Raw genomic sequence first — 25,693 nt, 5'->3', positions numbered from 1 at the left:
CGTGAACCGCCTGCAGGACCGAGTTGTCGTGATCACGGGCGGAGGGGGCGGGATCGGCCTGGCGTCGGCGCGCCGGCTGGCGGCCGAGGGCGCCCGCATCGTGGTGGGCGACGTCGACACCGACGCCGGCAAGTTCGCGGCCGATGCCGTCGGCGGCCTGTTCGTCCCGGTCGACGTGACCGACGAGGACCAGGTCGCCCACCTCTTCCAGGTCGCCGCCGACACGTTCGGCCGCGTCGACGTCGCCTTCAACAACGCCGGCATCTCCCCGCCCGAGGACGACTCGGTGCTCACCACCGGCCTCGACGTGTGGCGCCGGGTGCAGGACGTGAACCTCACCTCGGTGTACCTGTGCTGCAAGCACGCCATCCCCCACATGCAGCGGCAGGGCCGGGGGTCGATCATCAACACGGCGTCGTTCGTGGCGGTGATGGGGGCGGCGACGTCGCAGGTCTCGTACACGGCGTCGAAGGGCGGAGTGCTGGCGCTGAGCCGGGAGCTGGGTGTGCAGTTCGCCCGGGAGGGCATCCGGGTGAACGCCCTGTGCCCCGGCCCGGTGAACACGCCGCTGCTGCAGGAGCTGTTCGCCAAGGACCCGGAGCGGGCCGCGCGCCGGCTGGTCCACATCCCGGTCGGGCGTTTCGCCGAGCCCGAGGAGATCGCCGGAGCCGTCGCGTTCCTGGCCAGCGACGACGCCTCGTTCGTCACGGCCTCCACGTTTCTGGTCGACGGCGGCATCTCCGGCGCCTACGTCACGCCCGAATAACCCGGCTTTCCCGGGACACCCGTTGCCCGACGGGGACGCTCAGCGTTTGCCTGTGGCGGAGCGGCCGCGTACGGTGGCTGGCGGTTGGGTCGGAGGGTTGAGGGCGTGACGGACAGGATCGAAGTTCTCCAAGACGTGCTGGTGCTCGGCGTGACCGTCGACGAGCGGGCGACCGTGGTCGTCGACGTGTACGGGAGCTCCGCCAACGCCTGCGGGGTGCTGCGGGTGCAGGTGCCCGACGCCGAGGAGCGGCGCGACGCCGTCGGCCTCGTGCGCCACTGGGGCGTGACGAACACCCCGCTGTCGCTGATCATCCAGGGCACGCGGGTGGCGCTGCAGAACGACCACGCGGTGTTCCAGGCGCAGCTGCAGCCGATGCTTCCCTGACCGGGGGGCGAGGGGCGTTCACCCTTCGCGGGTGGTTTCCTACTTAGAGTGACGGGTAGGCGACTGCCCATGACAGCCCATCTCGTCGCCATCGAGTGGAGCCAGGGCATCGAGGACGCGTGGTCGGACGTGGCCACGTTCGTCCCCAAGCTCATCGGTTTCCTCGCCATCCTGATCATCGGCTACTTCGTGGCCAGGATCGTCGCCCGCATCGCGCGGCGGCTGCTCGACCGGGCGGGCCTCGACCGGGTGGTCGAGCAGGGTGGCATGAAACAGGCCCTGTCGAACTCGTCGTACGACGCCGCCGGGCTGGTCTCCAAGGGCATCTACTACGTCCTGTTGCTGATCGTGCTGCAGATGGCGTTCGGCGTGTTCGGCGACAACGCGGTGAGCGACATGATCAGCAGCGTGATCGCCTACCTGCCCAAGGTGATCGTGGCCGTGGTGATCATGGTGGTGGCCGCGGCGATCGCCAACATGGCCCGCGACATGATCGGCAACTCGTTGGGCGGCCTCAGCTACGGGAAGCTGCTCGGCACGGTGGCGGCGGCGGGGATCGTGGTGGTGGGCGTGTTCGCCGCCCTCAGCCAGCTCGAGATCGCCCCGGCGATCATCAACAGCCTCTTCTACGCCATCTTGGCGGTGGTCGCCGGCTCGCTGATCGTCGCCCTCGGCGGCGGCGGCATCGGCCCGATGCGCCAGCGCTGGGAGAACGTCCTCACCCGCTACGACGAGGAGAAGCCCCGCCTGCAGCAGCACATGCAGGAGGCCCGGGAGCGCCGCGCCAGCGAGACCGGCATCGTCGAGGGTCAGGGCGAGGCGGACATGAGCCGTTCGCAGCAACGGACCCGGACCGAGTCCTACTGACTCCCTGAAGTCCGGGCACCCCGACGTCGGGTGGCCGGTGGTCGCGTGAGCGCCGCCGGCCACCCGATTTCGCGTCCCCGACCGGCGGCGGCCACCGGGGAGTAAGGCCGGCGTCATCCCGTGGTGCTCGGCTGGCGGGGTCAGTCGCCACGAGCTGGAGGAACAGGGATGAGGAACAGGGTCCTGGCGGGCGGGGTCGCGCTGGCGATCACCGCCGGAGCCGCAGGGGTGGGCGGCGCCGACGCGTCGGCCCGCGACGACCGGCCGACGCCCGCGGTGCAGCAGTCGGAGCTGGTCGGGCGGGCGGTGCTGCCGGCCGAGACGTACCGCCCCGGCAGCGCGCCGTCGGGCTACTTCACCGGCACGACGACGCCGATCGCGGCGCCGTACCCCGGTCAACCGGTGCAGGGCTTCTCGGGCGTGCACCGCAACCGTGACGGCTCCTACCTGGTGATGAGCGACAACGGCTTCGGCAACAAGGAGAACAGCCCGGACTTCGAGCTGCGCGTCCACCGCATCCGCCCCGACTTCGCCACCGGCCGCTTCACGCTGCTCGACGGCGGCTTCGGCCTCAGCGACCCCCACGGGAAGGTGCCGTGGCCGATCTGGCGCGACGGCGGCTGCGCGGCCGCGGCCACGCTCCCCGCCGGCTACACCTGCCCGACGCCCGACCGGGTGCTCACCGGCTGGGACTTCGACGTCGAGTCGATGCAGCTCGCCCCCGACGGCACCTACTGGTTCGGCGAGGAGTTCGGGCCCTTCCTGCTGCACACCGACAAGCAGGGCCGCCTGCTCGACGCGCCCGTCCCGACGCCGGGCGTGAAGTCGCCGTCGAACCCGACGCTGGCCCCCGGGGAGACTCCGAACCTGGCCAACTCGAAGGGCTACGAGGGGATGGCGATCTCGCCCGACGGCAGGACCCTGTACCCGCTGCTGGAGGGCGCGGTCGCCGAGGACACCGCCGACGGCCTGGGCGCCGACCTGCGCATCTACGAGGTGAGCCTGGGCCGGCGGAGCACCCGCTTCACCGGCGACTTCTGGCGCTACCGCCTGGAGCACCCGGCCAACGCCATCGGCGACTTCATCGCCGTGAACGACCACCAGTTCCTGGTGCTCGAGCGTGACAACGGCTCGGGCCCGACGGCCCGCTTCAAGGCGGTGTTCCTGATCGACCTCCGGGACCGCGACCACGACGGCTACGCCGACAAGGACCTGCTGGTGAACCTGATGGCGGTCCCCGACCCGCAGGGCATCGGCGGCTTCGGGCCGTTCTTCAGCTTCCCGTTCGTCACCATCGAGGACGTCGAGATCGTCGACCGGTCGACCATCGCCGTCCTCAACGACAACAACTTCCCCGGCTCCGGCGGCCGCTCGGCCACCGCGGCCGACGAGAACGAGCTGATCCTGATCCGCCTCGACCGCGCCCTCGACGTGGACCTCTGATCCCGTGGCGGGGGTGGGCTCAGCCCACCCCCGCCACCGCGGCCCGCACGTGGTCGGCGTGGGTGAACCACTCGTAGGTCGATGCCAGCCCGTCGGCGAGGTCGACGTGGTGGCGCCAGCCGATCCCGTGGATGCGGGAGACGTCGAGCACCTTGCGGGGCATCCCGTCGGGCCTGGTCGTGTCGAAGGTCAGCCGGGCGCCGGGGTGCACGATGTCGCGGAGCATGCCGGCGATCGTGGCGACGGTCTCGTCGACGCCGGTGCCCACGTTGATGAAGCCGGGCTCGTCGTAGTTGGCCATGAGGAACAGGCAGGCGTCGGCCAGGTCGTCGACGTGCATGAGCTCGCGCCGGGGCTCACCGGTGCCCCACACGGTGACCTCCGGGTCGCCGGCGAGCCGGGCCTCGTGGAACCGGCGCATCAGCATGGGCACGAGGTGGCCGTCGGTGGGGTGGAAGTTGTCGCCGGGCCCGTAGAGGTTGGTGGGCATGGCGGAGATGAAGTTGTCGCCGTGCTGGCGACGGTAGAGCTCGCACAGCTTGATCCCGGCGATCTTGGCGAGCGCGTAGCCCTCGTTGGTGGGCTCGAGCGGCCCGGTGAGCAGCTGGTCCTCCCGGATGGGCTGGGTGGCGGCCCGGGGGTAGATGCAGCTCGACCCGAGGTAGAGGAGCTTGTCGACGCCGAAGGTGTGCGCGGCGTGCACGACGGTGGCGTGGATCATCATGTTGTCGTAGAGGAAGTCGGCCGGGCGCTCGGAGTTGGCGCCGATGCCGCCGACCGTGCCGGCGACGAGGAACACGTACTGGGGGCGGTTGGCCCGGAACCAGTAGTTGACGGCGGCCTGGTCGCGGAGGTCGAGTTGGTCGCGGGTGGCGACCAGCAGGTTGCTGTAGCCCAGACGGCGGAGCTTGCGCAGCAGCGCCCCGCCGACGAGGCCGCCGTGGCCCGACACGAAGATGCGGGCGTCGAGAGGGATGCCCCCGCCCGCGGGCTCGGCGTCGGTGGTGAGGTCGGAGCGGGCCGCCGTGTAGCTCTGGCCGGTGGCGGCCATGCGCTGGCGCACGGCGGTCTTGAAGTCCTTGTTCCTGGTCACGGGTCTCCTCCGTCGTTCGCAGCGTCGATCCCCCAGCGAAGGGTGCTGCACGTTCGGGAAGGCTCGCGGTCGCCAGAAACGGCTTCGTCCACCGACCCGAGGATCTGCTCCCCTTCGCCTCGGGAGGTGACGACCCCTGCTGGGGCGGATCGTCGGAGGCTGGGCGGTGGGTCGACGCCGCTGTCAGCCTCCCGAGCATGGCCGGGGTTGTCAAGGAGGTCCGGGGTGCGACCCGCCGAGATGTGCCCCTGGGCGACCGTCCGAGTAGACGACGCAAGGCCATAGTGGGCGGATGGACCCGTTTCTCGCGGCGTTGGGGGCGATCGCCCAGGAGCTCGCGGTCGAGTTGGCGGTCGCCCTCACGGCTCGGCGCCGGCGGGGCCGGGGCGAGATCACCCACCGGCGGGCCGAGCGGGCGCTGGCCGGCACCGCGGAGCGCCTGTCGGTCGCCCTGCACGACGAGCTGGCGGGGATGCCCGAGCACGAGTGGCAGGCCGCCGTGCTGGCCACCCGGATCACGCTCAAGGCCGCCATGCCGATCGCCATCGACGACGTGCTGGCTGCCGACCTGGAGCCCGAGCTGCTGGCGGCCCAGGTGCGGCGGCAGGCCGCCCACCTCGCGCCGGAGGAGGGCCTCGGCGACGACGCCCGCAGCGCCTACCGCCGGATCCTGGCCGCCACCTGCGCCGAGATCGTGCGCGCCGTGGTGGCGCTGCCGGAGTTCTCGACGCAGGCCCAGGTGGCGGCGCTGCGCGACGTCCGGGAGGTGCGCCGCGCCGTCGAGGAGCTGGCGGGCGACCGCCGGGGTCGTGAGGGTCGGGACGATCGTGACGGTCGGGACGGCAGCGGCGACGACGGCGGGGCGGCGTTCGAGCGGCGCTACCTGGAGCACGTCGTCGCCAGCCTCGGGCGCATCGAGCTGTTCGGCGTCAGCCGGGGCCGGGCGCCGCGCACCCACTCGTTCGACCACGCCTACGTGCAGCTGGCCGTCGCCCGCACCGGCGGCCACACCGGGGCCGCCCCCGAGGAGGACGACGACGACCACGACCTGACCGGCGCCGGCGTCGACGTGCCCAGCGCCTTCCGCGACCAGCGCCGGGTGCTCCTGCGGGGCGGCGCCGGGGCCGGCAAGACCACGCTGCTGCGCTGGCTGGCGGTCGGCGCCGGCCGCGACACCCTGTTCGAGGGCACCGCCTGGGACCAGGCCGTGCCGTTCTTCGTCCCGCTGCGCCAGTTCGCCGAGGGCGGCTTCCCGAGCCCCGAGACACTGCTGGAGACCACCGCCAACGTCATCGCCGCGGAGATGCCGCCCGGCTGGGCCGTCGCCCGCTTCGCGGCCGGGCGGGCGCTGCTGCTGGTCGACGGCGTCGACGAGCTGGAGCCGGCCCGTCGCCTCGCCGCCCGCCAGTGGATCGACCAGATGCTCACGGCCTACCCCGGCATCCGGGTGGTGGTGTCGGCCCGGCCGTTCGCCATCCCCGAGGACTGGCTGACCGGGTCCGGCTTCGTCACCTACGACCTGCTGCCGCTCAGCCCCAAGGGCATCCGCGAGTTCCTCGCCGCCTGGCACAACGCCGCCCGGGCCGACCAGCCCGACGACCCCGACCTGCAGGCCTGGCTCGACGACTGCGAGTCGGGGCTCGCCCAGCAGCTCGCCACCCGCCGCGAGCTGCGTCGCCTCGCCGGCAGCCCCCTGCTGTGCGGGCTGCTCTGCGCGCTCTACCAGGACCGCAACATGCACCTGCCCCGCGACCGGAAGGGCCTCTACGACGCCGCGCTCGACCTGCTGCTGGTCCGCTGGGACGAGGACCGGGAGATCCGGCTGGCGGAGCTGCCGAGGCTGAGCAAGGAGGAGCAGCTCGTGCTGCTCCAGCGCTTCGCCTACTCGATGGTGCGGACCAACGCGGTGGTGGTGTCGCGGGAGGTCGCCGAGCAGCGGATCGCGGGGGCCATGCGCGGGCTGCGGGCTCACGATCTGGACGCCGGGCCGGTGCTGCAGCGCACCCTGGAGCGCACCGGGCTCCTGCGCGAGCCGAACCACGAGCAGGTGCAGTTCGTGCACCGCACGTTCCGCGACTACCTGGCCGCCAAGGAGGCGGTCGACTGCGGCGAGCTGGACCTGGTGGTGGAGCACGCCCACCTCGACCAGTGGCACGACGTGGTCGTCAACGCCGTCGCCCTCGCCCGGCCCCGGGAGCGCGACCAGCTGCTGCGCGAGCTGCTCGAGGGCAACAGCGCGGCGGCCACGGATGGCCGGATCGCCAACCGGCTCCGGCTGGTCGCGGCCGCCTGCCTGGAGCACGCCGATGTCCTCGCCTCCGACGAGGTGCGCCGCCGGGTCGAGGAGGCCGCGGCCCAGCTCATCCCACCGACCAGCCTCGACGAGGCCGACGTGCTCGCCCGTGCCGGGTCGTTCGTGCTCGACCTGCTGCCCGGTCCCTCGGGGTTGACGCCCGACCAGGCGGCGTGCGTCGTGCGCACTGCGGCGATGATCGGCGGCGAGGGCGTGCGCGAGAAGCTCACCGAGTTCGTCGGCATCGGCGAGTCGCGGGTGATCGACGAGCTGCTGCGGGCCTGGCGCCGCTCCGACGACCCGGACGGCTACGCCCGCTCGGTACTGGCCGAGGTCGACTTCGGCGACCGCAAGCTGGAGGTGCGGGGTTGGCACCGGGTCCGCTGCCTCCCCCACCTCGAGCGGCTGACCAGCGTGGCCTGCTACGGCGACTTCGCGCCGCTCGACGCCGTCGCCGCCGTGCCCCACCTGCGCCGCCTGGAGCTGGTGCAGAACGAGATGGTGCGCGACCTGTCGCCGCTGGCCGGGTGTCCGACGCTGCGGGTCCTCCACCTCACGGCCGGGTGCCAGTTCCTGCGCGACCTGTCGCCCCTGGCCGACACCACCGTGGAGGAGCTCGGCCTCCACCTGATCCACGCCGACCTGGGGACGCTGCGCAGCTCCCGGCTGCGGCGCCTCCTGGTGCGCGACCAGCGGCTCGCCGGTGGGCTCCACCCGCTGCCGGCGGAGCTGCCGCTGGAGGAGCTGGTGCTCGACAACCTGCGCAGCAGCCGCAACCTGGTCGGCATCGAGCGCTGGCCGACGCTCCGCGACGTCACCGTCCGCGGCGTGCCCGGTCCGGAGGAGGTGTCGTCCCTGGCGGGGCTCCCCGCCCTCCGTACGCTGACCGTGGTCGACCCCGAACCCGGCGCCGACCTCGACGCCCTCCGCAGAAACCTCCCCGAGGTGTCGATCTCGGAGGGCCGCCGTTCGTAAAGGGGGCGAAAGGAGAACCGATGACCCACTACCTGCTCTCCCTCCACCACGGCGACGTGACCGACGAGGCGCAGCTGCCCCCCGGCGTCGACCTCGACCGGATCGGCAAGAACGTCGATGCGTTCCACACCGAGCTCATGTCGTCCGGGGCCGGCGTGTTCGCCGGCGGGCTGCACCCGTCCACCACGGCGACCGTCGTGCAGGAGACGGACGGACAGGTGCTGACCACCGACGGGCCCTACCTGGAGACCAAGGAGCACCTCGGCGGCTTCAGCATCGTCACCGTCGACGACCTCGACGCCGCGCTGGAGTGGGGCGCCAAGCTCTCGGCGGCGACCGGGCTGCCGGTGGAGGTGCGCCCCTTCCACGACGGGTCCGGCTGATCCCACGTGGGCGAGACCGCCGAGGTCGAGCCCCAGGTCGCCGAGGCCTTCCGGCTCGCCTCGGGCAATGCGGTAGCGACACTGGCCCGCCTCTTCGGTGACCTCGACGTCGCCGAGGAGGCGGTCCAGGACGCCTTCCTCGTGGCGGTGGAGCGCTGGCCGGTGGCAGGGATCCCGCCCAACCCGGGCGGGTGGATCGTCACGACCGCTCGCCGGAAGGCGATCGACCGGCTGCGACGCGAGTCGTCCCGCCACGACCGCCAGGTGCTGGCCGCGCTCCCCGACCTGCGGCCCGACGAGGAGGACGACACCGTGGCCGACGACCGCCTGCGGCTGATCTTCACCTGCTGCCACCCGTCGCTGGCGCCGTCGGCGCAGGTGGCGCTCACGCTCCGGCTGCTCGGCGGCCTGCAGACAGCCGAGATCGCCCGGGCGTTCCTGGTGCCGGAGGCGACGATGGCACAGCGGCTGGTGCGGGCGAAACGCAAGATCCGGGCCGCCAACATCCGTTACGGGGTGCCCCGCGACGCCGACCTGCCCGGCCGCCTGCCGCCCGTCCTCGCCGTCGTCTACCTGGTGTTCAACGCCGGCTACACGGCGGCGGAGAGCCAGGAGCTGGTGCGCACCGACCTGTGCGACGAGGCCATCCGACTGGCGCGCCTCCTGGTGGAGCTGATGCCCGCCGAGTCGGAGGCGCTGGGGCTGCTGGCTCTGCTGCTGCTCACCGAGTCGCGCCGGGCTGCCCGCACCGCCCCTGACGGCTCGCTGGTCCTCCTGCGTGACCAGGACCGTCGCCGCTGGAACCGGGCCCTGATCGCCGAGGGCCAGGCGCTGGTCCGCACCTGCCTGCGCCGCGACCGGCCCGGCCCCTACCAGCTGCAGGCGGCGATAAACGCCGCCCACAGCGACACCCCGAGCGCCGCCGCCACCGACTGGGTGCAGGTCCTCGCCCTCTACGACCAGCTGTTGGCACTGACGCCGACGCCGGTCGTCGCCCTCAACCGGGCCGTGGCGCTGGCCGAGGTTCAGGGCCCCGCCGCGGCGTTGGAGCTCGTCGACCCCCTCGACCTGCCCGACTACCACCTCTTCCACGCCACCCGCGCCGACCTCCTCCGCCGCCTCGGCCGCACCCCGGAAGCCATCGCCGCCTACGACAAGGCCCTCTCCCTCACCACCAACACCCCCGAACGCCACTTCCTCCACTCCCGCCGCCAGGAGCTCCTGACCGAAATCTCGACAGAGCTGGCGCCATAGCGACCATCCCTGTCGAGGTTTCGGGTCGGGGGGGTGCTAGCGACGGCGGTCGAGGCGGAGGATCGCGGTGCGGCCTGGGGGGCGGGGGGTGAAGGCCGTGGCGGGGAGGGTGGTGGGGCGGTGGGCGGTGAAGTGGCGGGACCAGCGGCGGGAGTCGGTGCCGCGGCCGGACGACCAGCGGGCCGCCACGTGGGCGGGCACCACGAGGTCGCCCCGGAGCAGCTGGCTGCGGGGCGCGAGGAGGTGGCGCAGGAGCGTCGTCGTGATGGCGAACGGCGGGTTGGCGACCACCCGGAACGGGCGGCCGGGCAGGCGCAGGTCGGCGGCGTCGATCTGGAGGACCCGCACGGGGTCGTCGGCGAAGCGCTCCCGCAGGAGGCTCGCCCGTCGAGGGTGGAGCTCGACCGCCAACACCCGGGCCCCGGCGGCCACCAGCGGAGCCGTCAGCGCACCGGTACCGGCGCCGATGTCGACGACGAGGTCGCCGGGCCGGACGTCAGCCGAAGCGACGAGTCGCCGCGCCCAGACGTCGGTGAGCTGGTGCCACCCCCAGTGCGTCCGCTGTCCCTCGGACACGGCGCACCATCACGAAGATCATCGGCATAGGTCCCAGCGTCGGCGGCCCGGGGTCGCCGCCGCAACCGAATAACCCGACGAGCAATCGAAATTGCGTCCGAAAACCCTCATGGAGCGGGCTGATCGACGCAATTTCCTTAAAAAGTCATAGCCCCCTTTCGAAGTAGAGCTGGGCGTAGGGGTCGTCGTTGAAGGGGTCGACCTCCTCGTAGCCGGCCGAGCGGTACATCGCGATCGCCTCGGCGAGCACGCCGTTGGTGTCGAGCCGCACCCGCCGGCAGCCCGCCGCCTGGGCCCGGTCCTCCAGCTCGGTGAGCAGCCGGCGCCCGACCCCCAGGCCGCGGGCCGACGGGTCGACCCACATGCGCTTGATCTCCCCCAGCCCGGCGCCGGGCGTGCGCAGGGCCCCGCAGCCGACGGGCTCGCCCCGCAGGTGGGCCAGCAGGAAGACGCCGGTCGGGGGCCGGATGTCGTCGAGGGCGACGGCGACGCTCTGCTCCAGGTCGAAGCCGCCGTCGAAGCGCCGGTCGAGCTCGGCGTAGTACTCCCGCAGGCAGTGGCGGGCGTCGCGGTGCGCCGGGTCGACGGGCGCCACCTCCACCAGCGCCGCGGTGAGCAGGCGCTCCACCTCGCCCATCGCCGCCACCAGCCGCTCCTGCTGCGACGGAGTCAGGGGGGCCACCAGCGACCGGGCCAGGGCGTCGCTGCGGTCGTCGAGCACCGCCCGTTCCTTCGCTCCGGTCCTGGTGAGCCGGGCGGTCCGCACCCGCTTGTCGTCGTCGGCGCGGTCGACGGTGACCAGCCCGTCGGCCTCGAGCGACCGGAGCAGCCGGCTGAGGTAGCCGGAGTCGAGGTCGAGGAGGGAGCGTAGGCGGCGGACGTCGCAGCCGCGGTCGCCGTGCTCGCCGATCTGCCACAGCACCCGGGCCTCGCCGAGCGGCCGGTCGCGGGCGAGGTAGCGGTCGTTGAGGGCCCCGACCCGCTGCGTCACCGCCCGGTTGAACCGCCGCACCTGACCCACCAGAGCGTCGTCCTCGTGCATCCTCTGACTTTAGTCAGATGAATGTTCCACCGCTGCGCACTCTGCGCGGTCTACGATCCCAGGTCACAGGCATGCTGCGGGAGCGCTGGGGGCAGAGAGTGGTCGACGCCAATCGACTGGGAGAGAGCTGGGCGCGGGTGGCGGCCCACGGCGACCAGGTGCCGCTGCGCTTCTACGCCCGGCTGTTCGTGGCGCACCCCGAGATGCGCGACTTCTTCCCGCTGTCGATGGCGGCCCAGCGCGACCGGCTGGTCACCGCGCTCGGCCACGTCGTCTCCCAGGTGGGCGACCTCGGGACGCTCACGCCGTTCCTGCTCCAGCTGGGCCGCGAGCACCGCAAGTTCGGCACCGCGCCCGAGCACTACGGCGCCGTCGGCGAAGCCCTGCTCGCCACGCTGGCCGACTTCCTCGACGACGCCTGGACCGCCGAGCTCGCCGGCGACTGGGCGCAGGCCTACCGCCTGGTCGCCGAGCTGATGATCGACGCCGCCGAGCAGGCCGCCGTGCACAGCCCGCCGTGGTGGGACGCCGAGGTCGTCCTCCACGAGCGGCGCACGTTCGACATCGCCGTGCTGGTCATCCGACCCAGCCCGGCCTACGACTGGGTGCCGGGGCAGTCGCTGGCGATCGAGTCGGCGCTGCAGCCCCGGATGTGGCGCTTCTACTCCCCCGCCAACGCCCCCCGGGCCGACGGCACGATCGAGCTGCACGTGCGGCGGGCGCCGGGCGGGCCCGTCTCGGGCGTGCTGGTGGACCAGACCCAGAAGGGCGACCTGCTGCGGCTGGGGGCACCCGTCGGCCGCGACCTCACCCTGCGGTCCGACGGGCGCGACGTCCTCCTCCTCGCCGGCGGCACCGGCCTGGCGCCGCTGAAGGCGCTGGTCGACCACGTCGCGACCGGCGCGGTCAGCCGGCGGGTGCGGCTGTTCGCCGGCGCCCGCACCGTCCGCGAGCTCTACGACCTCGACTCGCTGCGAGATCTGGCCGCGCGCCACGACTGGCTGACCGTGGTCCCCACGGTCGCCGACGACACCTACCACCACCACGAGAGCGGGACCGTCGCCGACGTCGCCCTGCGCCTCGTCCCCGACCCGGCCGACCACGACGTCTACGTGTGCGGGAACCGCGAGATGGTCACCGCCAGCCGGGACCGACTGCGCGCCGCGGGCTGCCCACCCGAGCGCGTGCACCACGAGAGCTTCATCGGCCTCGTGGAGGAGATCACCGGCGGACCCCCCTTGGAGACCGAGCCATGACCCCCATCGAACCCGCCGGCGAGCGCCTCCCGCCCCGCCGCATGTCCCCCGAAGCGGTGCGCAACGCCACCTTCAACCGCACCATGCTGGGGCGGCGGGGGGTCAGCGAGGACGAGGTGCAGGGCTTCGCCCACCGCGTGGCCGACGAGCTGGCCGCCCGGGAGGCCGACAACACCCGGCTGGTCGACGAGAACCGCCGCCTCAAGCAGGCCATGCGCGACTGGCAGGCCCAGCGGCTCCACGAGCCCGTCGTCGAGCGCCATCGGGTCGACGCCGATGCCGCCGCCCTGCTGGCCCAGGCGCAGCAGCACGTCGACGCCCAGCTGGCGCAGGCCGAGCTGTACTGCCGCCAGCGGGAGGAGGAGGCGGTGCGGCGCTACGACGACATCGTGCGGCAGGCCCGGGAGCAGGCCGCCGCCGACGCCGAGCGCGTGGCCCACGAGTACCGGGCGTCGGCGGGCCCCTCCTACAGCAGCGACAAGGAGCGCATCCAGCGCCAGCGGGTGTACCTCGGGGCGATGCTCAAGGCGCTCGACGCCGTCGGCGAGCACCTCCAGGCGACGCGGGCGGCGTTCTCGGTCGAGGTGTCCAACCTCGACGACTGGCTCGAACAACCCGACGACCTCTCCTCCCTCGAAGCCCCTCTCGCCCCCTTGGCCGAGGACGACGACTAGCGGGTCGTCCTGGGGCCGGGCCTACTCCTGCCGGACCCGGGAGAGCGCGGGATCGGTCGCGTCGGCGGTGACCCGTTCGAGCGCAGCGGCGTCGCCGTCGAGGGTGCCGTGCCAGAAGTCGAGCACCGTGCGGGTCACGAGCTCGTCGTGGGGCGAGTCGGCGTCGGTGAACGCGGGCACGTGGGTGGCGCCCAGAAGGGTGACGAACCACTTCGGGGACACCGCCTGCTCGTAGGCATCCAGGTCCCAGTCGAGCGCGACGTCGTCCTCGTCACCGTGCATCACCAGCAGCGGGAGCCCCGAGTCGAGCTCGAGCTCGCCTCCCGGCATCGGCATGGTCAAGCCGGCGAAGATCACCGTGGAGTCGATGCGTTCGTCACGCCTCGCGGAGTCGAACGAGACCGCCCAGGTGGTCGCACCGCCGAGGCTGTGGCCCACGACGCCGATGGCCCCGGGGTCCACGACGCCGTGGAGCGGGCTGGCGGGATCGTCGTTGGCGGCCAGCACCTCGTCGACGACGAAGGAGACGTCGGCCGGCTGGTTGGCCACGTCACCGACGTTGGCCAGCGCCCCGGGCACCTCCCGGTTGGTGAGCGGGAACGCGGGCGACGCGACGACGAAGCCGTCGGCGGCCCACCGCGGAACCGTGTCGGCGTACTCGTCGGGATGACCGGTGGCCCCGTGGGAGAGCACGATGAGCGGGTACGGGCCTCCGCTCGTGGGATGGGCGATGCGGGTGACGATCGTGCGGTCGGGGTGGGCGGGCGTCTCGGAGCCCGCTGCCGTCGGCCGTGAGGTGTCGACGAACGTCTCGGTGACCACGTCGACCTCGAGGGGTGCTGCGGGCTCCGTCGTCTCGGAGGCCGCGTCGTCGTCCTCCGACGTGCCCCCGCACGCGGCGAGCACCACCACGACGACGCCGGCGAGCGCCGCGCCCAACGACTTCCCCCGATCGAACCCGAACACCGGCTGCGGATCCTAGGCCGGCGTGAGGCGGAGGGTGACCAGCTCGTAGGGGTTGAGGTGGATCTCTACGGTGTTGCCGGCGACGGGGACCGGGGTGCGGTCCCGTTCCAGCAGGTCGGTGGTCGTGGCGGCGGCGAGGGGCGTGGCGACGGTGAGCGTGACGGGGCCACGGGCGCCCGCGACCTCGCACAGGCGGACGACGAGGAAGTCGCTCCGGTCGGCCTTCTTCACCGCCTCGATGCTCACGCCGGGGCGGTCGACGCGGACGAACGATCCCGCAGGCGCGGTGCCTGGTACCAGCTGCAGGGGCAGGTTGAAGGCCTCGGCCTCGGCGGCGACGCGGCCGTCGAGGATCGTCCCAACGTGGGGTAGGAGGGCGTAGGCGAAGCGGTGCTCCCCCCGGTCGGCCTCGGGGTCGGGCCAGGTCGGGGCCCGCAGGAGCGACAGGCGCAGCACGTCGCCCCGCACGTCGTAGCCGTACTTGCCGTCGTTCAGCAGGGCGACGCCGTAGCCGGTCTCGCCGAGGTGGGCCCAGCGCTGGGAGCACACCTCGAAGCGGGCCGCGTCCCAGCTGGTGTTGCGGACGGTCGGCCGCTCGATGGTGCCGTGCTGGATCTCGAAGGTGGCGCGGGGCGAGCGGATCGCCACCGGGAACGCCGCCTTGAGGAACTTGTGGCGCTCGTGCCAGTCGATCTCGGTGTGGAACTCGAGGCGGCGGGAACCGGCGTCGAGCCGCATGGCCTGGTGCACCGTGGAGTCCCCGAAGCGGCGGACCGTGCGCACCTCGGCCCGCAGCGGGCTCACCTGCACCACCTCGATCTCGGCGAGGTCGGTGAGGTCGACCCCCGTGTCGAGGTAGGTGACGTCGACGTCCCAGGCGTCGTAGGCGTTGGGGTGGTCGTCGTGGAGCTGGAGGAGGTTGCCCCTCGTCCCCGGGGCCAGCACCTCGCGGTCGGCCTCCTTGTCGTGGACCGAGGTGAGCAGGCCGTCGGCGTCCCAGGTGATCCGCAGGAGGCCGTTCTCCAGGGTGCGGGTGGCGGCGTCGACGAGGACGGTGTCGCCGAGGTCGACCGTCGTCGCGGGGGCCCAGCCACACGCGGGCGCGGAGACGGCGCCGAGGGTGCCGTCGGGCAGCTCCACCACCTCGGTGCGGTCGTGGCCCGCGGGGTTGAACACCGTGGAGCCGTCGCCGGTGGCCAGGCGGGACCGGGCGGCCGCGATCGCCTCGTCGGCCGTCGCCCGGGCCGAGGCCAGGTCGCGGCGGGCGTCGTCGTACACCCAGTTGATCGACGAGCCCGGGATGATGTCGTGGAACTGGTTGAGCAGCACCAGCTTCCAGGCGTCCTCCAGCTCGGCGGCCGGGTAGGTGCTCCAGTCGCCCGCCGCCACGCAGGCCGCCGCCGACCACAGCTCGGCCGCCCGCAGCGCCTCCTCGGCCCTCCGGTTGCCCGACTTCACGTCGGCGTGGGTGGTGTAGGTGCCCCGGTGGTACTCCAGGTACAGCTCGCCGACCCACACGTCGAGCCTTCCCTGGTCCGCGGCCTCCTCGGCCGCAGCCAGGAACGGGGCGACGTTGCCGATCTCCACCCGCGGCAGCCCCTCCAGGTCGGCCATCCGGCGGGCCTGCTCCAGCATGCGGCGGCTCGGCCCCCCACCGCCGTCGCCGTAGCCGAAGGGGTAGAGCGACTGGTCGAAGCGGCCGTGGTCGGCGTAGCGGCCCATGCTGCCGGCCAGCTCGCGCACCCGGAACGAGCCGTTGTAGGTATCGGCCGGGGGGAAGTGGGTGACGATCCGGCTGCCGTCGGTGCCCTCCCACACGAACGTGCTGTGGGGGAAGCGGTTGGTGGTGTTCCACGACAGCTTCTGGGTGACGAGCGCGGTGATGCCGGCCTGCCGGGCGATCTGCGGGAGGGCGGCGCTGTAGCCGAACACGTCGGGGATCCACAGCTCGTGGGTCTCGACGCCCAGCTCGTCGAGGAAGAACCGCTTGCCGTAGACCACCTGGCGGACCAGCGACTCGCCCGAGGGGACGTTCGTGTCGGGCTCCACCCACATGCCACCCACCGGCTCCCACTCGCCGCTGGTGGCCCGGGCCTTGATCTGCTCCCAGAGGTGGGGGTGGTCCTCCTGCAGCCAGGCGTACTGCTGGGCCTGGCTGCAGGCGAAGCGGTGCTCGGGGTAGTCCTCCATGAGGCGGAGCTGGTTGGCGAAGCTGCGGGCGCACTTGCGGCGGGTCTCCCGGGCGGGCCACAGCCAGGCGGTGTCGATGTGGGCGTGGCCGATGGCCGTGACCACGTGGTCGACGGTGGCCGGGCGGGCCAGCGCCGGGGCGAGGGCGGCGCGGGCGGCCTTGGCGGTGCCGGCGACGTCGTCCCGGTCGATGCTCGTGGCGGCCTCGTGGAGGGCGTCGAGCAGCTGGTTGTGGCGGGGCTGCTGGGTGGTCGCGTCGTAGAGCTGGAGGAGCACGTGCATGTCGAAGGCGAGGGCCTCGACCTCGGTGTCGAGCACGGCCAGCTCGGCCCGGCGGAGCTGGTACATCGGGCGGCCGTCGGGCTCGGCCCGCAGCAGGGGCCAGTCCTTGCTGTGGAACGGCGGCACGGGGTTCGCCGCGGCCTCGACGTAGAGGTCGACGGGGTCGCTCCCGGTTGCCTGGCGGGCGATCCGGACGTTCGTGTGCTCGTGGTGGAGGCCCTGGGTGGCGACGCCGTCGACGTAGACCAGCCCCTCGGCGGTGAACGACACCATCGTGGTGCCGGCGCCGCCCAGCTCGACCCGGGCGACGACCTCCCGGCCGGCCCAATCGTCCGGCACCTGGCCCCGGAGGCGGAACCACGTGGTGTCCCAGGGGGAGCCCCACATGTCGCCGACGGTGAAGGGCTCGAAGTCCTGCTGGGTCGCCTCGGCGTAGGGCACCGGCTCGCCGTGGAGGTGGAGGGCGGTGACGTCGAGCGGCTCGGTGGCGGGGTGGACCGCGGGCCGGACGACCTCCTTGAGCAGCGCCTCGACATGGTCGCGGAGGGTCTTCTGGTCCTCGATCACGGGTGCAAGAGTTGCGCGGAACAGGTCACGTCTGCGAGTCCTCGGCGCTTCGCGGCCGAGAGGTCGAACCATGCGCCATCTTCCCGCTCCTGGCGCCTCCGGCGCCGGGCCGCTCGGGCCACGCCTCGCCTGTCGGCTCGGCTCTTAGTATCCCCTCCGGTGGAGAACGTGACGATCTCCCGGCGCTTCGTCGGGCCGCCCGACTCGGGCCACGGCGGCTACGCCTGCGGCCTGGTCGCCGCGTCCTTGGGCCCCGACGCCGTCCAGGTGACCCTCCGCCGCCCGCCCCCGATCGACCGCCCGTTGCAGCTGTCACCCGAGCCCGACCGGGTCACCTTGCTCGACGGCGAGCACCTGGTCGCCGAGGCAGTGGTCGCGCCCGACCTCGACGACGGCACCTCTCCCGAACCGGTCAGCTGGGAAGAGGCGGAGAAGCTGGCGGCGACGTTCGACGTCGACCGCTACGGGGCGCAGCACTGGTTCCCGGGCTGCTTCGCCTGCGGACCGCACCGGGCGCCCGGCGACGGCCTGCGGCTCTTCCCGGGGTGGTCCGGCACGGACCGCACGGCCTGGCCGTGGTCACCGGACCCGTCGCTGGCCGACGCCGACGGCCTGGTCGAGCCGATCTTCCTGTGGTCGGCGCTCGACTGCCCGACCGGCCTGGTCTGGTACCACGAGGACCCGCCGGTACCGCCCCACGTGATGGGCCGGATGACCGCGGTCGTGCGGCGACGTCCCCGGGTGGGCGACCGCCTGGTGGTCGGCGCCTGGGGCATCTCCGCCGAGGGCCGCAAGCGCCTGGCCGGTTCGGCGGTGTGGGACGACACCGGCGAGGTCCTCGCCGAGTCCCGCGCCACCTGGATCAAGCTCGACGAGCACCAACAGTCCCAGTTCCGCTCGGGTCAGAGCTAGCCCTGGGTGGCGAAGAGGGCGTCGAGGTCGCGGAAGGACTTGAACTCGAGGGCGTTGCCCGCGGGGTCGAGGAAGAACATCGTGGCCTGCTCGCCCGGCTGCCCGGCGAACCGGACCGTCGGCTCGATCACGAAGTCGACCCCCGCCGCCCGCAGCCGCTCGGCGAAGGGGTGGAACTCGTCCCAGGGCAGGACGACCCCGAAGTGCGGCACCGGCACGTCGTGGCCGTCGACGGGGTTGTGGTGCCGGGCCGTGACCGGTGCCAGGTGCGCCACGATCTGGTGCCCGAACAGGTCGAAGTCGACCCACAGCTCGCTCGACCGCCCCTCCGGGCAGCCCAGCACCCCGCCGTAGAACTCCCGGGCCCGGGCCAGGTCGTCGACGGTGAAGGCGAGGTGGAACGGCGACACCGGTCGGCTGGTCACCCCCGCAGTCTCGCCGACCGGGGCCAGGCGGTAGCGTCGATGACGAGATGGACGCCACCAACCGGGTCGTGGCGGGCTGGATCCTCGAGGAGCGGCTCGGATCGGGCGGGTTCGGCGAGGTGTGGAAGGCGCGACGCCGGCACGTCGACCTGTTCCGGGCGCTGAAGCTGGTGCCGATCGCCGACGAGCAGGCGTTCGCGGGCTGGCGTCACGAGATCAGCCGGTTGGAGGACCTGTCGCACCCCAACATCGTGCGGTTCTACGACGCCGACATCGTGGGCGACGGGGGCCGCTACGACGACTACGCCTGGATCGCCACCGAGCTGTGCGAGCGGTCGCTGGCCGACGAGCTGGACCGGCGCGACGACCACCGGCTGTCGTCCGACGAGGCGCGGGAGCTGCTCGACGGGATGCTCAGTGCCCTGGCCGCCGCCCACGCCAGCGGCTGCGTGCACCGTGACGTGAAGCCGGCGAACATCCTGCGGCACAGCTCGGGGGTGTGGAAGCTGTGCGACTTCGGCACGGCCCGGCTGATCCCGGCCGGCGAGTCACACCCGCGCACGGCGGTGGTGGGGACGTTCCCGTACATGTCGCCGGCCGCGCACCGGGGCCGCCAGGACCAGGCCGCCGACCTCTACGCCCTCGGCGTCACCATCCACGAGGCCCTGTGCGGCGAACGGCTCCACCCGCGTTCGCCGGAGATGACCGACAGCGAGTACGTGAAGCTGATCCTCGACATGCCGCCGACGATCTCGCCGCGTCTCGACCCGAGGTGGCGCGGCTACGTCGCCGCCCTGATCGGCGCGGACGGCACCCACACCGCGGAGGAGCTCCTCACCTGGCTCCGCCAACCCGACAGCGCAACTACCAGCGCTCAGGGCGAGGCACCCGAGCTGCCGGACGTGCCCGACGTCCCGGCGACGCTGCCCGCCGCGGGTGTGACGACGACCCCGGCGGCCGGGCCGCAGCCGACGTTGCGCCAGCCGCGCCAGGTGCCCGATCGACGGTCGGGCCAGGGACGGGCAACCTCCCGCCCGTCGACCTCAGAGCCCCGGGGCGACCGGGTGCACCTCGGTGCGATCCTCGCCCTGATCGGCGTCAGCCTGGGCATCGCCGGACTGCTCATCCAGTCGCTCGTCGGCAACGTCGTGATCCTGGCCGCCATCCTCGGAACGGCCGTGCTCATCCTCCTGGTGCTGCTGCTCGTCTCCTGAATCACCGACCGACCGAGGCCAGCGCCTCGGTCTCGGTCTCCGGGATCGGCTCCGTGGTGGCGGCGGGAACGGCGCCGTCGACGTAGACGACCTGGTTGGTGCGGACGGCGGTGACGGTGTCGCCCGGCACGACGACGCCCACGAGGTTGAGTGGGTCGGTGGCGTTGAGCACCACCCGTTCGCCCGTTCGGGGCAGCTTGCGGACGTGGTCGAGCTGCTCGGCCGCCTCGGGCAGGGCGTACTGCTCCCCGTTGAAGCCGGCGACGAACCGGCCGCCCCGGACGAGCCCCCGGTCCTCCAGGCGGCGCAGCGCCCACTGGATCTCCCGCCAGGGCAGGCGGACGCTGTCCTGCGCCACCAGGTGGCGGAACACCACGCCCCAACGCTGCAGCAGCTGCTCGGCGACGGCCTCGGCGAGCTCGTGCCGGTCGAGCTCGGCGTCGGCATCGGCATCGGCGTCGAGGTCGACGGCCGGGACCAGCGACCAGCGCCCCGCGGAGCCGGCCGTCGGTCGCACCGAACGCCCCAGCCGTGAGAGCCGCGCCGGCCGGGCGCTGCGACTCGCCGGCCGCTCCGGCATGACCCGGGACCGGATGGCCCCGAACCCGTCGCACATGATCAGGCCCCGGGCCATGCCGTCCCACAGGGCCCGCTCGACGTCGTCGGCCAGTCGACGAGTGGCGGTGGCCAGCTCGCCGGCGAAGGAGGCGCCCCGGGTGCGGAGCACGTCGAGCACCTCGGCCGTGGCCCCGATCGATGGCGGGACCGTGGCGAGGGCCCCTCGGGTGCCCGGAAGCAGCCACGGCAGGTCGTTGCGGAGGACCAGCGAGATCGGTGTGGCCTTCGACGGCGCCATGGTGGTGGAGGGGCCGTCGTCGTCGCTGGGCCGGGGCGTGAGCCGCAGCCACGCCACCTCGCCGTCGTGGCACAGACGGTCGAGCCAGCGAGCGTCGTAGTGGCGGAGCCGCCGGGTGAGCAGCTCGGGCTCCCAGGCGACGGCCGGGCTCTCGTAGCCCTGGAGCTGCTCCAACACCGTCAGCAGGCCCTGCTCGCCGCCGAGCTGGGTGCCCGGGGCGACGTGCTGCCAGCGCAGCAGGAACCGCATGAAGTCCTGCGCGGTGGCCGCCTGCACCGAGGTGCGCCGCGACCGCCGGGAGTAGGAGTGCATCCGGGCCAGCAACCGCCGGGCGACCCACTCGACCTCGCCGGTCGCACCGACCTCGCCGGCCCCACCCGAGGCGGTGTAGCGACCTTGGAGGGCGATGCCCTGCTGTTCGAGGGCGGCGAGGCCCCAGGCGACCCGGCCCGGTGGCAGGGTGGTCTGCTCCCCCAGGCGGGCGGCCGTGGTGATGCCGGCGATCTCCAGATGGCCTCGCAGCATCCGGGTGACGGCGTCGTCGTCGCCCTCGTCGAGCGCCTGCCGCACGTCGTCGCGGGCCTCGGTGGTGCACCACAGCTCGGTGCCGTCGCGCGGGACGACCTGCGCCCGGCCCCGGGCCGCCAGCTCGGCGAACAGCGGTTCCCAGTCGGGGCGCCGCTGCGTCGCCACCAGCCCGGCCAGCAGGTCGTGGAGGTCGTCGGCGGAGGTGGGCACCGGGACGATCTCACTGTGCACCTGGGCGACGGCCTCGGGGTCGAGAGCGCCGATCGTGCCCAGCTCCACCGCCAGGCCCCGCCGCAGCGTGACGGCGTTGGTACGCCGGTTCTGCAGCTCCTCGTCGTCGAGGAAGGCGTAGGGCCGGGCCGTGATGATCTCGTGGGCCAGCACCGACGGCTCGGTGGTGTCGGCGCAGTGGACCTCGACCTCGCCGGCCTCGATCCGCTCCAGCAGCGCCTTCAGCCCGTCGACGTCGAGCGCCTCGTGCAGCGTGTCCTCCACCGTCTGGCGCACCAGCAGGTGGTCGGGGATCTCGATGGGCCCGGTCACGTTCTCCTGGCAGGCGGCGGCCTGGGGGAACACCGCGGCCAGCAGGTCGTCGGACTCCATCCGCTGGATGGGCGGCGGGTTCTTCCGACCGGAGCGGAAGCGCAGCACCATCAGCGACCGGTTCAGGTTCCAGCGCCAGCGGGCCTGGAACATGGGCGAGTCGAGGATCGCGTGCTCCAGCGTGTCGCGCACCGTGCGGCTGTGGACGTACCGCGGCACCTCGTCGAGCGGGAAGCTGTGGTGCGGGCCCAGCGACAGGATGACGGCGTCGTCGGTGGCGGCGGCCTGCAGCTCGAAGTTGAAGGTGCGGCAGAACTTCTTGCGCAGGGCCAACCCCAGGCCCCGGTTGATGCGGCCGCCGAAGGGCGAGTGGATCACCAGCTGCATGCCGCCGGTGTCGTCGAAGAAGCGCTCGAACACCAGGCGCTGCTGGGTGGGGGTGGCGCCCAGCGCTGCCCGGCCGGCGGCGATGTAGTCGACGATCATCGTGGCGGCGTCGGCCGGCAGCCCGACCTCGGTGACCAGCCACTGCCGGGCGCCGTCGGGGTCGGCCGCCGCGAGGTGGCGGTCGACCAGCTGCCGGAGGGCCGACACCTCCTCGGACAGCTCCACCGTGCGGGCCGGCGCCTCGCCCAGCCAGAACGGGATCGTGGGCGGGGTGTCGCCGGCGTCGTGCACCCGCACCACACCCGGCTCGACCTTGCGGATCTGCCACGAGTGGGTGCCGAGCAGGAAGATGTCGCCCGCCATCGACTCGACGGCCCAGTCTTCGTTGACCGTGCCGACATGCGTCTCGTCGGGCTCGGCGACCACCTTGTAGTCGCCGGTCTCGGGGATCGCCCCACCCGACGTGGCGGCCGCGATGCGGGCACCCGGCCGCCCCCGCACCTCGCCGTTGATGGCGTCGTGGTAGAGGTAGGCGCCGCGCCGACCCCGCCCCGTCTCGATGCCGTCGGCGACCAGCGTGACCACCTCGTCGAACTGCGCGCGGGTGAGGGCGTTGTACGGCGCCGCCCGACGGACCAGCTCGTAGAGGTCGTCGGTGCGCCACTCCTGCGCCGCCACCTCGGCCACCACGTGCTGGGCGGCGATGTCGAGCGGCAGGTGCGGCAGCTCGATGGCGTCGAGCCGCCCGGCCCGCACGGCCGCCAGCAGCGCGGCGCACTCCACCAGCTCGTCGCGGGTCAGCGGGTAGAGCACCCCCTTGGGCGTGCCCGACCGGGTGTGGTTCGACCGACCCAGCCGCTGCAGGAACGTGGCGATGCTACGGGGGGACCCGATCTGGCACACCAGCTCGACGGGCCCGATGTCGATGCCGAGCTCCAGCGACGCCGTGGCCACCAGGGCCTTGAGATCACCCGCTCGCAGGCGGGTCTCCACCCGATGACGCCGTTCCTTCGACAGGCTGCCGTGGTGCGCGGCCACCACGTCGTCGCCCAAGCGCTCACCCAGGTCGTGCGCCACCCGCTCGGCCAGGCGGCGGGTGTTCACGAACACCAGCGTGGTGCGGTGCTCACCGACGTGCCGGGCGATGGCGGCCAGGACGTCGGACATCTGCTCCGCCGAGACGACGGCCTCCATCTCGCCGTCGGGCAGCTCCAGCGAGACGTCGAGCGCCCGCCGATGGCCGACGTCGACGATCTCGGGCAGCGGCCGGTCGCCCACCAGCAGCCGGCCCACCGTCTCGACCGGGCGCTGGGTGGCCGACAGCCCGATCCGGGTGGGGCGCCGCTCGCACAGCGCCTCCAGGCGTTCGAGGCTGAGGGCGAGGTGCGCACCCCGCTTGTCGCGCGCCACGGCGTGGATCTCGTCGACGATCACCGTCTCGACGGTGCGCAGAGCGTCGCGCCCCCGTTCGCTGGTGAGCAACAGGTACAGCGACTCGGGCGTGGTGACGACGAAGCTCGGCGGTCGCCGCACCATGCGCGTGCGCTCCCAGCTGGTGGTGTCGCCGGTGCGGACCCCCACCTCGAGGGCCGGGGGGCTCAGGCCCAGCTCGACCGCCACCTGGGCGATCTCGGCCAACGGCCGCTGGAGGTTCTCGGCGATGTCGACCGCCAGCGCCTTGAGCGGCGACACGTACACCACGCTCGCCCGCTCCCGTACGTCGACCCCCGCGGCGTGGGCCTTGTACAGAGCGTCGATCGACACCAGGAAGCCGGCCAGCGTCTTCCCGGAGCCGGTAGGCGCCGCTATCAACGTGTCGTGACCGGCGGCGATGAGTGGCCAACCCGCCGTCTGCGGTGGTGTGGGCCCCTCGGGGAAGCGGCGCAGGAACCACTCCGCCACCGCCGGGTGGAAGGCCCCGAGGACGGGGTACCGGAGCGCACTGCCCGGCGTCGGTTCGGTGGGGAGTTGGATCTGCTGCACGCTCATGGACCCCATTCTGAGAGGGGGGTGTCACAGTCAAGCCCGGATCCGGGAGAAACACGGCAGAATTTCTCGCCATGAGTGGTCCCGTGCGCACCGAGGACGTCACCGCCGAGCCGGCACCCGTCGACGACGTCACCCACCCCACGCTGGAGGTCACGCCCAGCCGAGTGTCGCAGGTCGGCGCCCTGCAGGTGCGCCGCGCCCTCCCCCGGCGGAACCGCCGCACCGTCGGGGCCTGGTGCTTCGCCGACCACGTGGGCCCCGTCGCCACCGACCTCGGCGTCGACATCGGCCCCCACCCGCACGTCGGCCTCCAGACCGTGACGTGGCTGGTCGCCGGCGAGCTGCTCCACCACGACAGCATCGGCTCCGAGCAGGAGATACGCCCCGGCCAGCTGAACCTCATGACCGCCGGCCACGGCGTCGCCCACGCCGAGGAGGCGACGGGCCGCTACCACGGCGACCTCCACGGCATCCAGCTCTGGGTCGCCCAGCCCGAGCGCACCCGCCACGACCCGCCGGCCTTCGAGCACCACCCGGAGCTGCCCCGGGTCGACCTGGGCACGGCGATCGGGACCGTGCTGGTGGGCAGCGTCGACGGCACCCGCTCCCCCGCCCGCCACGACACCGACGGCATCGGCCTCGACCTGGCGCTCCGGGCCGGAACGGCCGTCGTCCCGCTGGAGCCCACGTTCGAGCACGCCCTGATCGTGCTCGACGGCAGCGTCGCCGTCGACGGCACGGTCGTCGAGCCCGGGAACCTCGCCTACCTGGGCGAGGCCCGTGACGAGCTGGCGCTCACCGCCCGCGAGCCGGCCCGGGCGCTGCTGCTCGGCGGGGTGCCGTTCGAGTCGCCGATCTCGATGTGGTGGAACTTCGTCGCCCGTACGCACGACGAGATCGACGCCGCCCGCGCCGACTGGGAGACGCACGGCGAGCGCTTCGCCGACGTCGTCAGTGCGCTGGGCCGGGTCCCCGCGCCGCCGACACCCTGGCGCCCCGCCTGACGAAGGGCAGCTCGCGGCCCCCTCCGCCAGACGTCAGGCGTCGGGCGTCAGATCTCAGACGTCGAGGTCGTCGATGGCGGGAATCGGCCCCGTGCGGGGGCGGGTCACGACCTGGGCGGAGATCGGCGAGTGGTGATCGGCACCGTTGCCCCGGGACGCACCGGCACCCACGCCGACCCCGGCGGTGACCGGCGTCCGGCCGCTGTCGAGGCGCGACGGCGCCGGCTGGGGCTGGGGCTGCGACCCCGCCGGGGGGCCGACCCGCACGACACCCATGTCGACCAGGTCGCGCACGGCCCGGCTCACGTCGATCTCACCCATCCCGAGCGACTCGGCCAGCTTGCCGACCGAGACCCCGTCGGCGACGGCGGCGAGCGTCGCCCACCGTGCCGAGTCGATGGTGACGTGCCCGACCGCCAGCTCCGGCACCAGCTCCACGCGGTGGCTCAGCGATGGAACCACCGCCTCCAGCTCACGCCACTCGTCGAGGAGCTGCAGGGCGCGCAGCAGCGTCGACTCCAGGTCGAGCGCCTGGACGGTCTCCAACGGGGGCGCCTCGTCGAGCGAGAAGCGGAACGAGCCGCGGCGATGCCGCAGCAGCTCGAACACCGCCTCGTCGACGGGCACGGCGTTCAGGGCTCGACCGGCGGTCGCCGCGACGACGCCGCCCTCGTCGAGCCACACGCTCCCGCGACCACGGTCGCCCTCGACGTACAGACAGCCTGTCTTGCGCGTGGTCGCCAGCAGGCGCAACACGTCCGGCAGCGCGAACGCGCCGAGATTCCCTTGCAGGGCCAACGAAAATCCTCCGATCGAGCTCG

Annotated in this window: 20 protein-coding genes; 12 read left to right on the top strand and 8 right to left on the bottom strand. The window is 73.1% G+C overall.

Annotation, left to right across the window (positions count from 1 at the left end; genetic code table 11):
• Position 1: 1 nt before the first annotated feature.
• The 4 genes from VK611_28520 to VK611_28505 all read left to right on the top strand — a co-directional run bounded on the left by VK611_28520 (position 2) and on the right by VK611_28505 (position 3,463).
• Positions 2 to 766, top strand: a complete 765-nt coding sequence (locus tag VK611_28520; GenBank protein HMG45311.1) for a 3-oxoacyl-ACP reductase — start codon at positions 2 to 4, stop codon at positions 764 to 766.
• A 105-nt stretch (positions 767 to 871) separates the two neighbouring features.
• Positions 872 to 1,153 (top strand): hypothetical protein, encoded by a 282-nt coding sequence (locus tag VK611_28515; GenBank protein ID HMG45310.1) that lies wholly within the window; start codon positions 872 to 874, stop codon positions 1,151 to 1,153.
• A 69-nt stretch (positions 1,154 to 1,222) separates the two neighbouring features.
• Positions 1,223 to 2,020 (top strand): hypothetical protein, encoded by a 798-nt coding sequence (locus VK611_28510; protein HMG45309.1) that lies wholly within the window; start codon positions 1,223 to 1,225, stop codon positions 2,018 to 2,020.
• Positions 2,021 to 2,188: 168 nt separating this feature from the next.
• On the top strand, positions 2,189 to 3,463 hold the full coding sequence (locus VK611_28505) for an esterase-like activity of phytase family protein (protein HMG45308.1): 1,275 nt from the start codon (positions 2,189 to 2,191) through the stop codon (positions 3,461 to 3,463).
• 19 nt (positions 3,464 to 3,482) lie between these two features.
• Here the strand turns inward: VK611_28505 and VK611_28500 are convergent, their stop codons facing one another.
• A complete protein-coding gene (locus VK611_28500; protein ID HMG45307.1) occupies positions 3,483 to 4,556 on the bottom strand; it encodes a GDP-L-fucose synthase in 1,074 nt (357 codons plus the stop codon).
• Positions 4,557 to 4,848: 292 nt separating this feature from the next.
• On the opposite strand from VK611_28500, the gene VK611_28495 reads away from it, so the two are divergent.
• From VK611_28495 to VK611_28485, 3 genes are read left to right on the top strand one after another with little or no spacing between them, the layout of a single operon-like run.
• Positions 4,849 to 7,824, top strand: coding sequence for an NACHT domain-containing protein (locus VK611_28495; GenBank protein HMG45306.1), 2,976 nt, complete (start codon positions 4,849 to 4,851; stop codon positions 7,822 to 7,824).
• Positions 7,825 to 7,844: 20 nt separating this feature from the next.
• The gene (locus VK611_28490) at positions 7,845 to 8,207 is read left to right on the top strand and encodes a YciI family protein (protein ID HMG45305.1); all 363 of its coding nucleotides are present in this window, start codon (positions 7,845 to 7,847) and stop codon (positions 8,205 to 8,207) included.
• Positions 8,208 to 8,213: 6 nt separating this feature from the next.
• The gene (locus VK611_28485) at positions 8,214 to 9,461 is read left to right on the top strand and encodes an RNA polymerase sigma factor (protein ID HMG45304.1); all 1,248 of its coding nucleotides are present in this window, start codon (positions 8,214 to 8,216) and stop codon (positions 9,459 to 9,461) included.
• Positions 9,462 to 9,497: 36 nt separating this feature from the next.
• On the opposite strand, the gene VK611_28480 is transcribed toward VK611_28485, so the two are convergent.
• Both VK611_28480 and VK611_28475 read right to left on the bottom strand, forming a co-directional pair.
• Positions 9,498 to 10,037 (bottom strand): rRNA adenine N(6)-methyltransferase family protein, encoded by a 540-nt coding sequence (locus VK611_28480; GenBank protein ID HMG45303.1) that lies wholly within the window; start codon positions 10,035 to 10,037, stop codon positions 9,498 to 9,500.
• A 145-nt stretch (positions 10,038 to 10,182) separates the two neighbouring features.
• Positions 10,183 to 11,079, bottom strand: coding sequence for a helix-turn-helix domain-containing GNAT family N-acetyltransferase (locus tag VK611_28475; GenBank protein HMG45302.1), 897 nt, complete (start codon positions 11,077 to 11,079; stop codon positions 10,183 to 10,185).
• Positions 11,080 to 11,150: 71 nt separating this feature from the next.
• On the opposite strand from VK611_28475, the gene VK611_28470 reads away from it, so the two are divergent.
• Positions 11,151 to 12,335, top strand: coding sequence for a globin domain-containing protein (locus VK611_28470; protein HMG45301.1), 1,185 nt, complete (start codon positions 11,151 to 11,153; stop codon positions 12,333 to 12,335).
• On the top strand, positions 12,332 to 13,009 hold the full coding sequence (locus VK611_28465; GenBank protein ID HMG45300.1) for a hypothetical protein: 678 nt from the start codon (positions 12,332 to 12,334) through the stop codon (positions 13,007 to 13,009). Before VK611_28470 ends, VK611_28465 begins: the two co-directional genes overlap by 4 nt.
• A 21-nt stretch (positions 13,010 to 13,030) precedes the next feature.
• Here the strand turns inward: VK611_28465 and VK611_28460 are convergent, their stop codons facing one another.
• Both VK611_28460 and VK611_28455 read right to left on the bottom strand, forming a co-directional pair.
• Positions 13,031 to 13,975: a dienelactone hydrolase family protein gene (locus VK611_28460; protein HMG45299.1), complete on the bottom strand. Its 945-nt coding sequence runs from the start codon at positions 13,973 to 13,975 to the stop codon at positions 13,031 to 13,033.
• 12 nt (positions 13,976 to 13,987) lie between these two features.
• Positions 13,988 to 17,014 (bottom strand): glycoside hydrolase family 38 C-terminal domain-containing protein, encoded by a 3,027-nt coding sequence (locus VK611_28455; GenBank protein ID HMG45298.1) that lies wholly within the window; start codon positions 17,012 to 17,014, stop codon positions 13,988 to 13,990.
• Positions 17,015 to 17,173: 159 nt separating this feature from the next.
• Between VK611_28455 and VK611_28450 the strand changes: the two genes are divergently transcribed.
• On the top strand, positions 17,174 to 17,926 hold the full coding sequence (locus VK611_28450; protein HMG45297.1) for a hypothetical protein: 753 nt from the start codon (positions 17,174 to 17,176) through the stop codon (positions 17,924 to 17,926).
• Here the strand turns inward: VK611_28450 and VK611_28445 are convergent.
• Positions 17,923 to 18,351, bottom strand: coding sequence for a VOC family protein (locus VK611_28445; GenBank protein ID HMG45296.1), 429 nt, complete (start codon positions 18,349 to 18,351; stop codon positions 17,923 to 17,925). The genes VK611_28450 and VK611_28445 overlap by 4 nt on opposite strands.
• A gap of 47 nt (positions 18,352 to 18,398) precedes the next feature.
• Here VK611_28445 and VK611_28440 point away from each other — a divergent pair, with 47 nt between their 5' ends.
• Complete coding sequence (locus VK611_28440; protein ID HMG45295.1) at positions 18,399 to 19,565, top strand: serine/threonine-protein kinase; 1,167 nt, start codon at positions 18,399 to 18,401, stop codon at positions 19,563 to 19,565.
• Position 19,566: 1 nt separating this feature from the next.
• Here the strand turns inward: VK611_28440 and VK611_28435 are convergent, their stop codons facing one another.
• The gene (locus VK611_28435) at positions 19,567 to 23,868 is read right to left on the bottom strand and encodes a DEAD/DEAH box helicase (protein ID HMG45294.1); all 4,302 of its coding nucleotides are present in this window, start codon (positions 23,866 to 23,868) and stop codon (positions 19,567 to 19,569) included.
• Positions 23,869 to 23,939: 71 nt separating this feature from the next.
• Here VK611_28435 and VK611_28430 point away from each other — a divergent pair, with 71 nt between their 5' ends.
• Complete coding sequence (locus VK611_28430) at positions 23,940 to 24,872, top strand: pirin family protein (protein ID HMG45293.1); 933 nt, start codon at positions 23,940 to 23,942, stop codon at positions 24,870 to 24,872.
• 54 nt (positions 24,873 to 24,926) lie between these two features.
• Here VK611_28430 and VK611_28425 read toward each other — a convergent pair whose 3' ends face one another.
• A complete protein-coding gene (locus tag VK611_28425; GenBank protein ID HMG45292.1) occupies positions 24,927 to 25,670 on the bottom strand; it encodes a DUF4388 domain-containing protein in 744 nt (247 codons plus the stop codon).
• Positions 25,671 to 25,693 lie beyond the last annotated feature (23 nt).

It is taken from the genome of Acidimicrobiales bacterium, from assembly GCA_035316325.1.
GTDB lineage: Bacteria > Actinomycetota > Acidimicrobiia > Acidimicrobiales > VFJN01 > DASXTK01.
The sequence above is the reverse complement of the archived record's forward strand: the minus strand, read 5'-3'. Positions and strand labels throughout refer to the sequence as shown.

Bases quoted from the DNA above. Each gene is read 5' to 3' on its own strand.
- VK611_28430 (HMG45293.1), top strand. From the start codon at position 23,940: ATGAGTGGTCCCGTGCGCACCGAGGACGTCACCGCCGAGCCGGCACCC.
- VK611_28440 (HMG45295.1), top strand. From the start codon at position 18,399: ATGGACGCCACCAACCGGGTCGTGGCGGGCTGGATCCTCGAGGAGCGG.
- VK611_28490 (HMG45305.1), top strand. From the start codon at position 7,845: ATGACCCACTACCTGCTCTCCCTCCACCACGGCGACGTGACCGACGAG.
- VK611_28475 (HMG45302.1), bottom strand. From the start codon at position 11,079: ATGCACGAGGACGACGCTCTGGTGGGTCAGGTGCGGCGGTTCAACCGG.
- VK611_28495 (HMG45306.1), top strand. From the start codon at position 4,849: ATGGACCCGTTTCTCGCGGCGTTGGGGGCGATCGCCCAGGAGCTCGCG.
- VK611_28470 (HMG45301.1), top strand. From the start codon at position 11,151: ATGCTGCGGGAGCGCTGGGGGCAGAGAGTGGTCGACGCCAATCGACTG.
- VK611_28435 (HMG45294.1), bottom strand. From the start codon at position 23,868: ATGAGCGTGCAGCAGATCCAACTCCCCACCGAACCGACGCCGGGCAGT.
- VK611_28505 (HMG45308.1), top strand. From the start codon at position 2,189: ATGAGGAACAGGGTCCTGGCGGGCGGGGTCGCGCTGGCGATCACCGCC.
- VK611_28510 (HMG45309.1), top strand. From the start codon at position 1,223: ATGACAGCCCATCTCGTCGCCATCGAGTGGAGCCAGGGCATCGAGGAC.
- VK611_28465 (HMG45300.1), top strand. From the start codon at position 12,332: ATGACCCCCATCGAACCCGCCGGCGAGCGCCTCCCGCCCCGCCGCATG.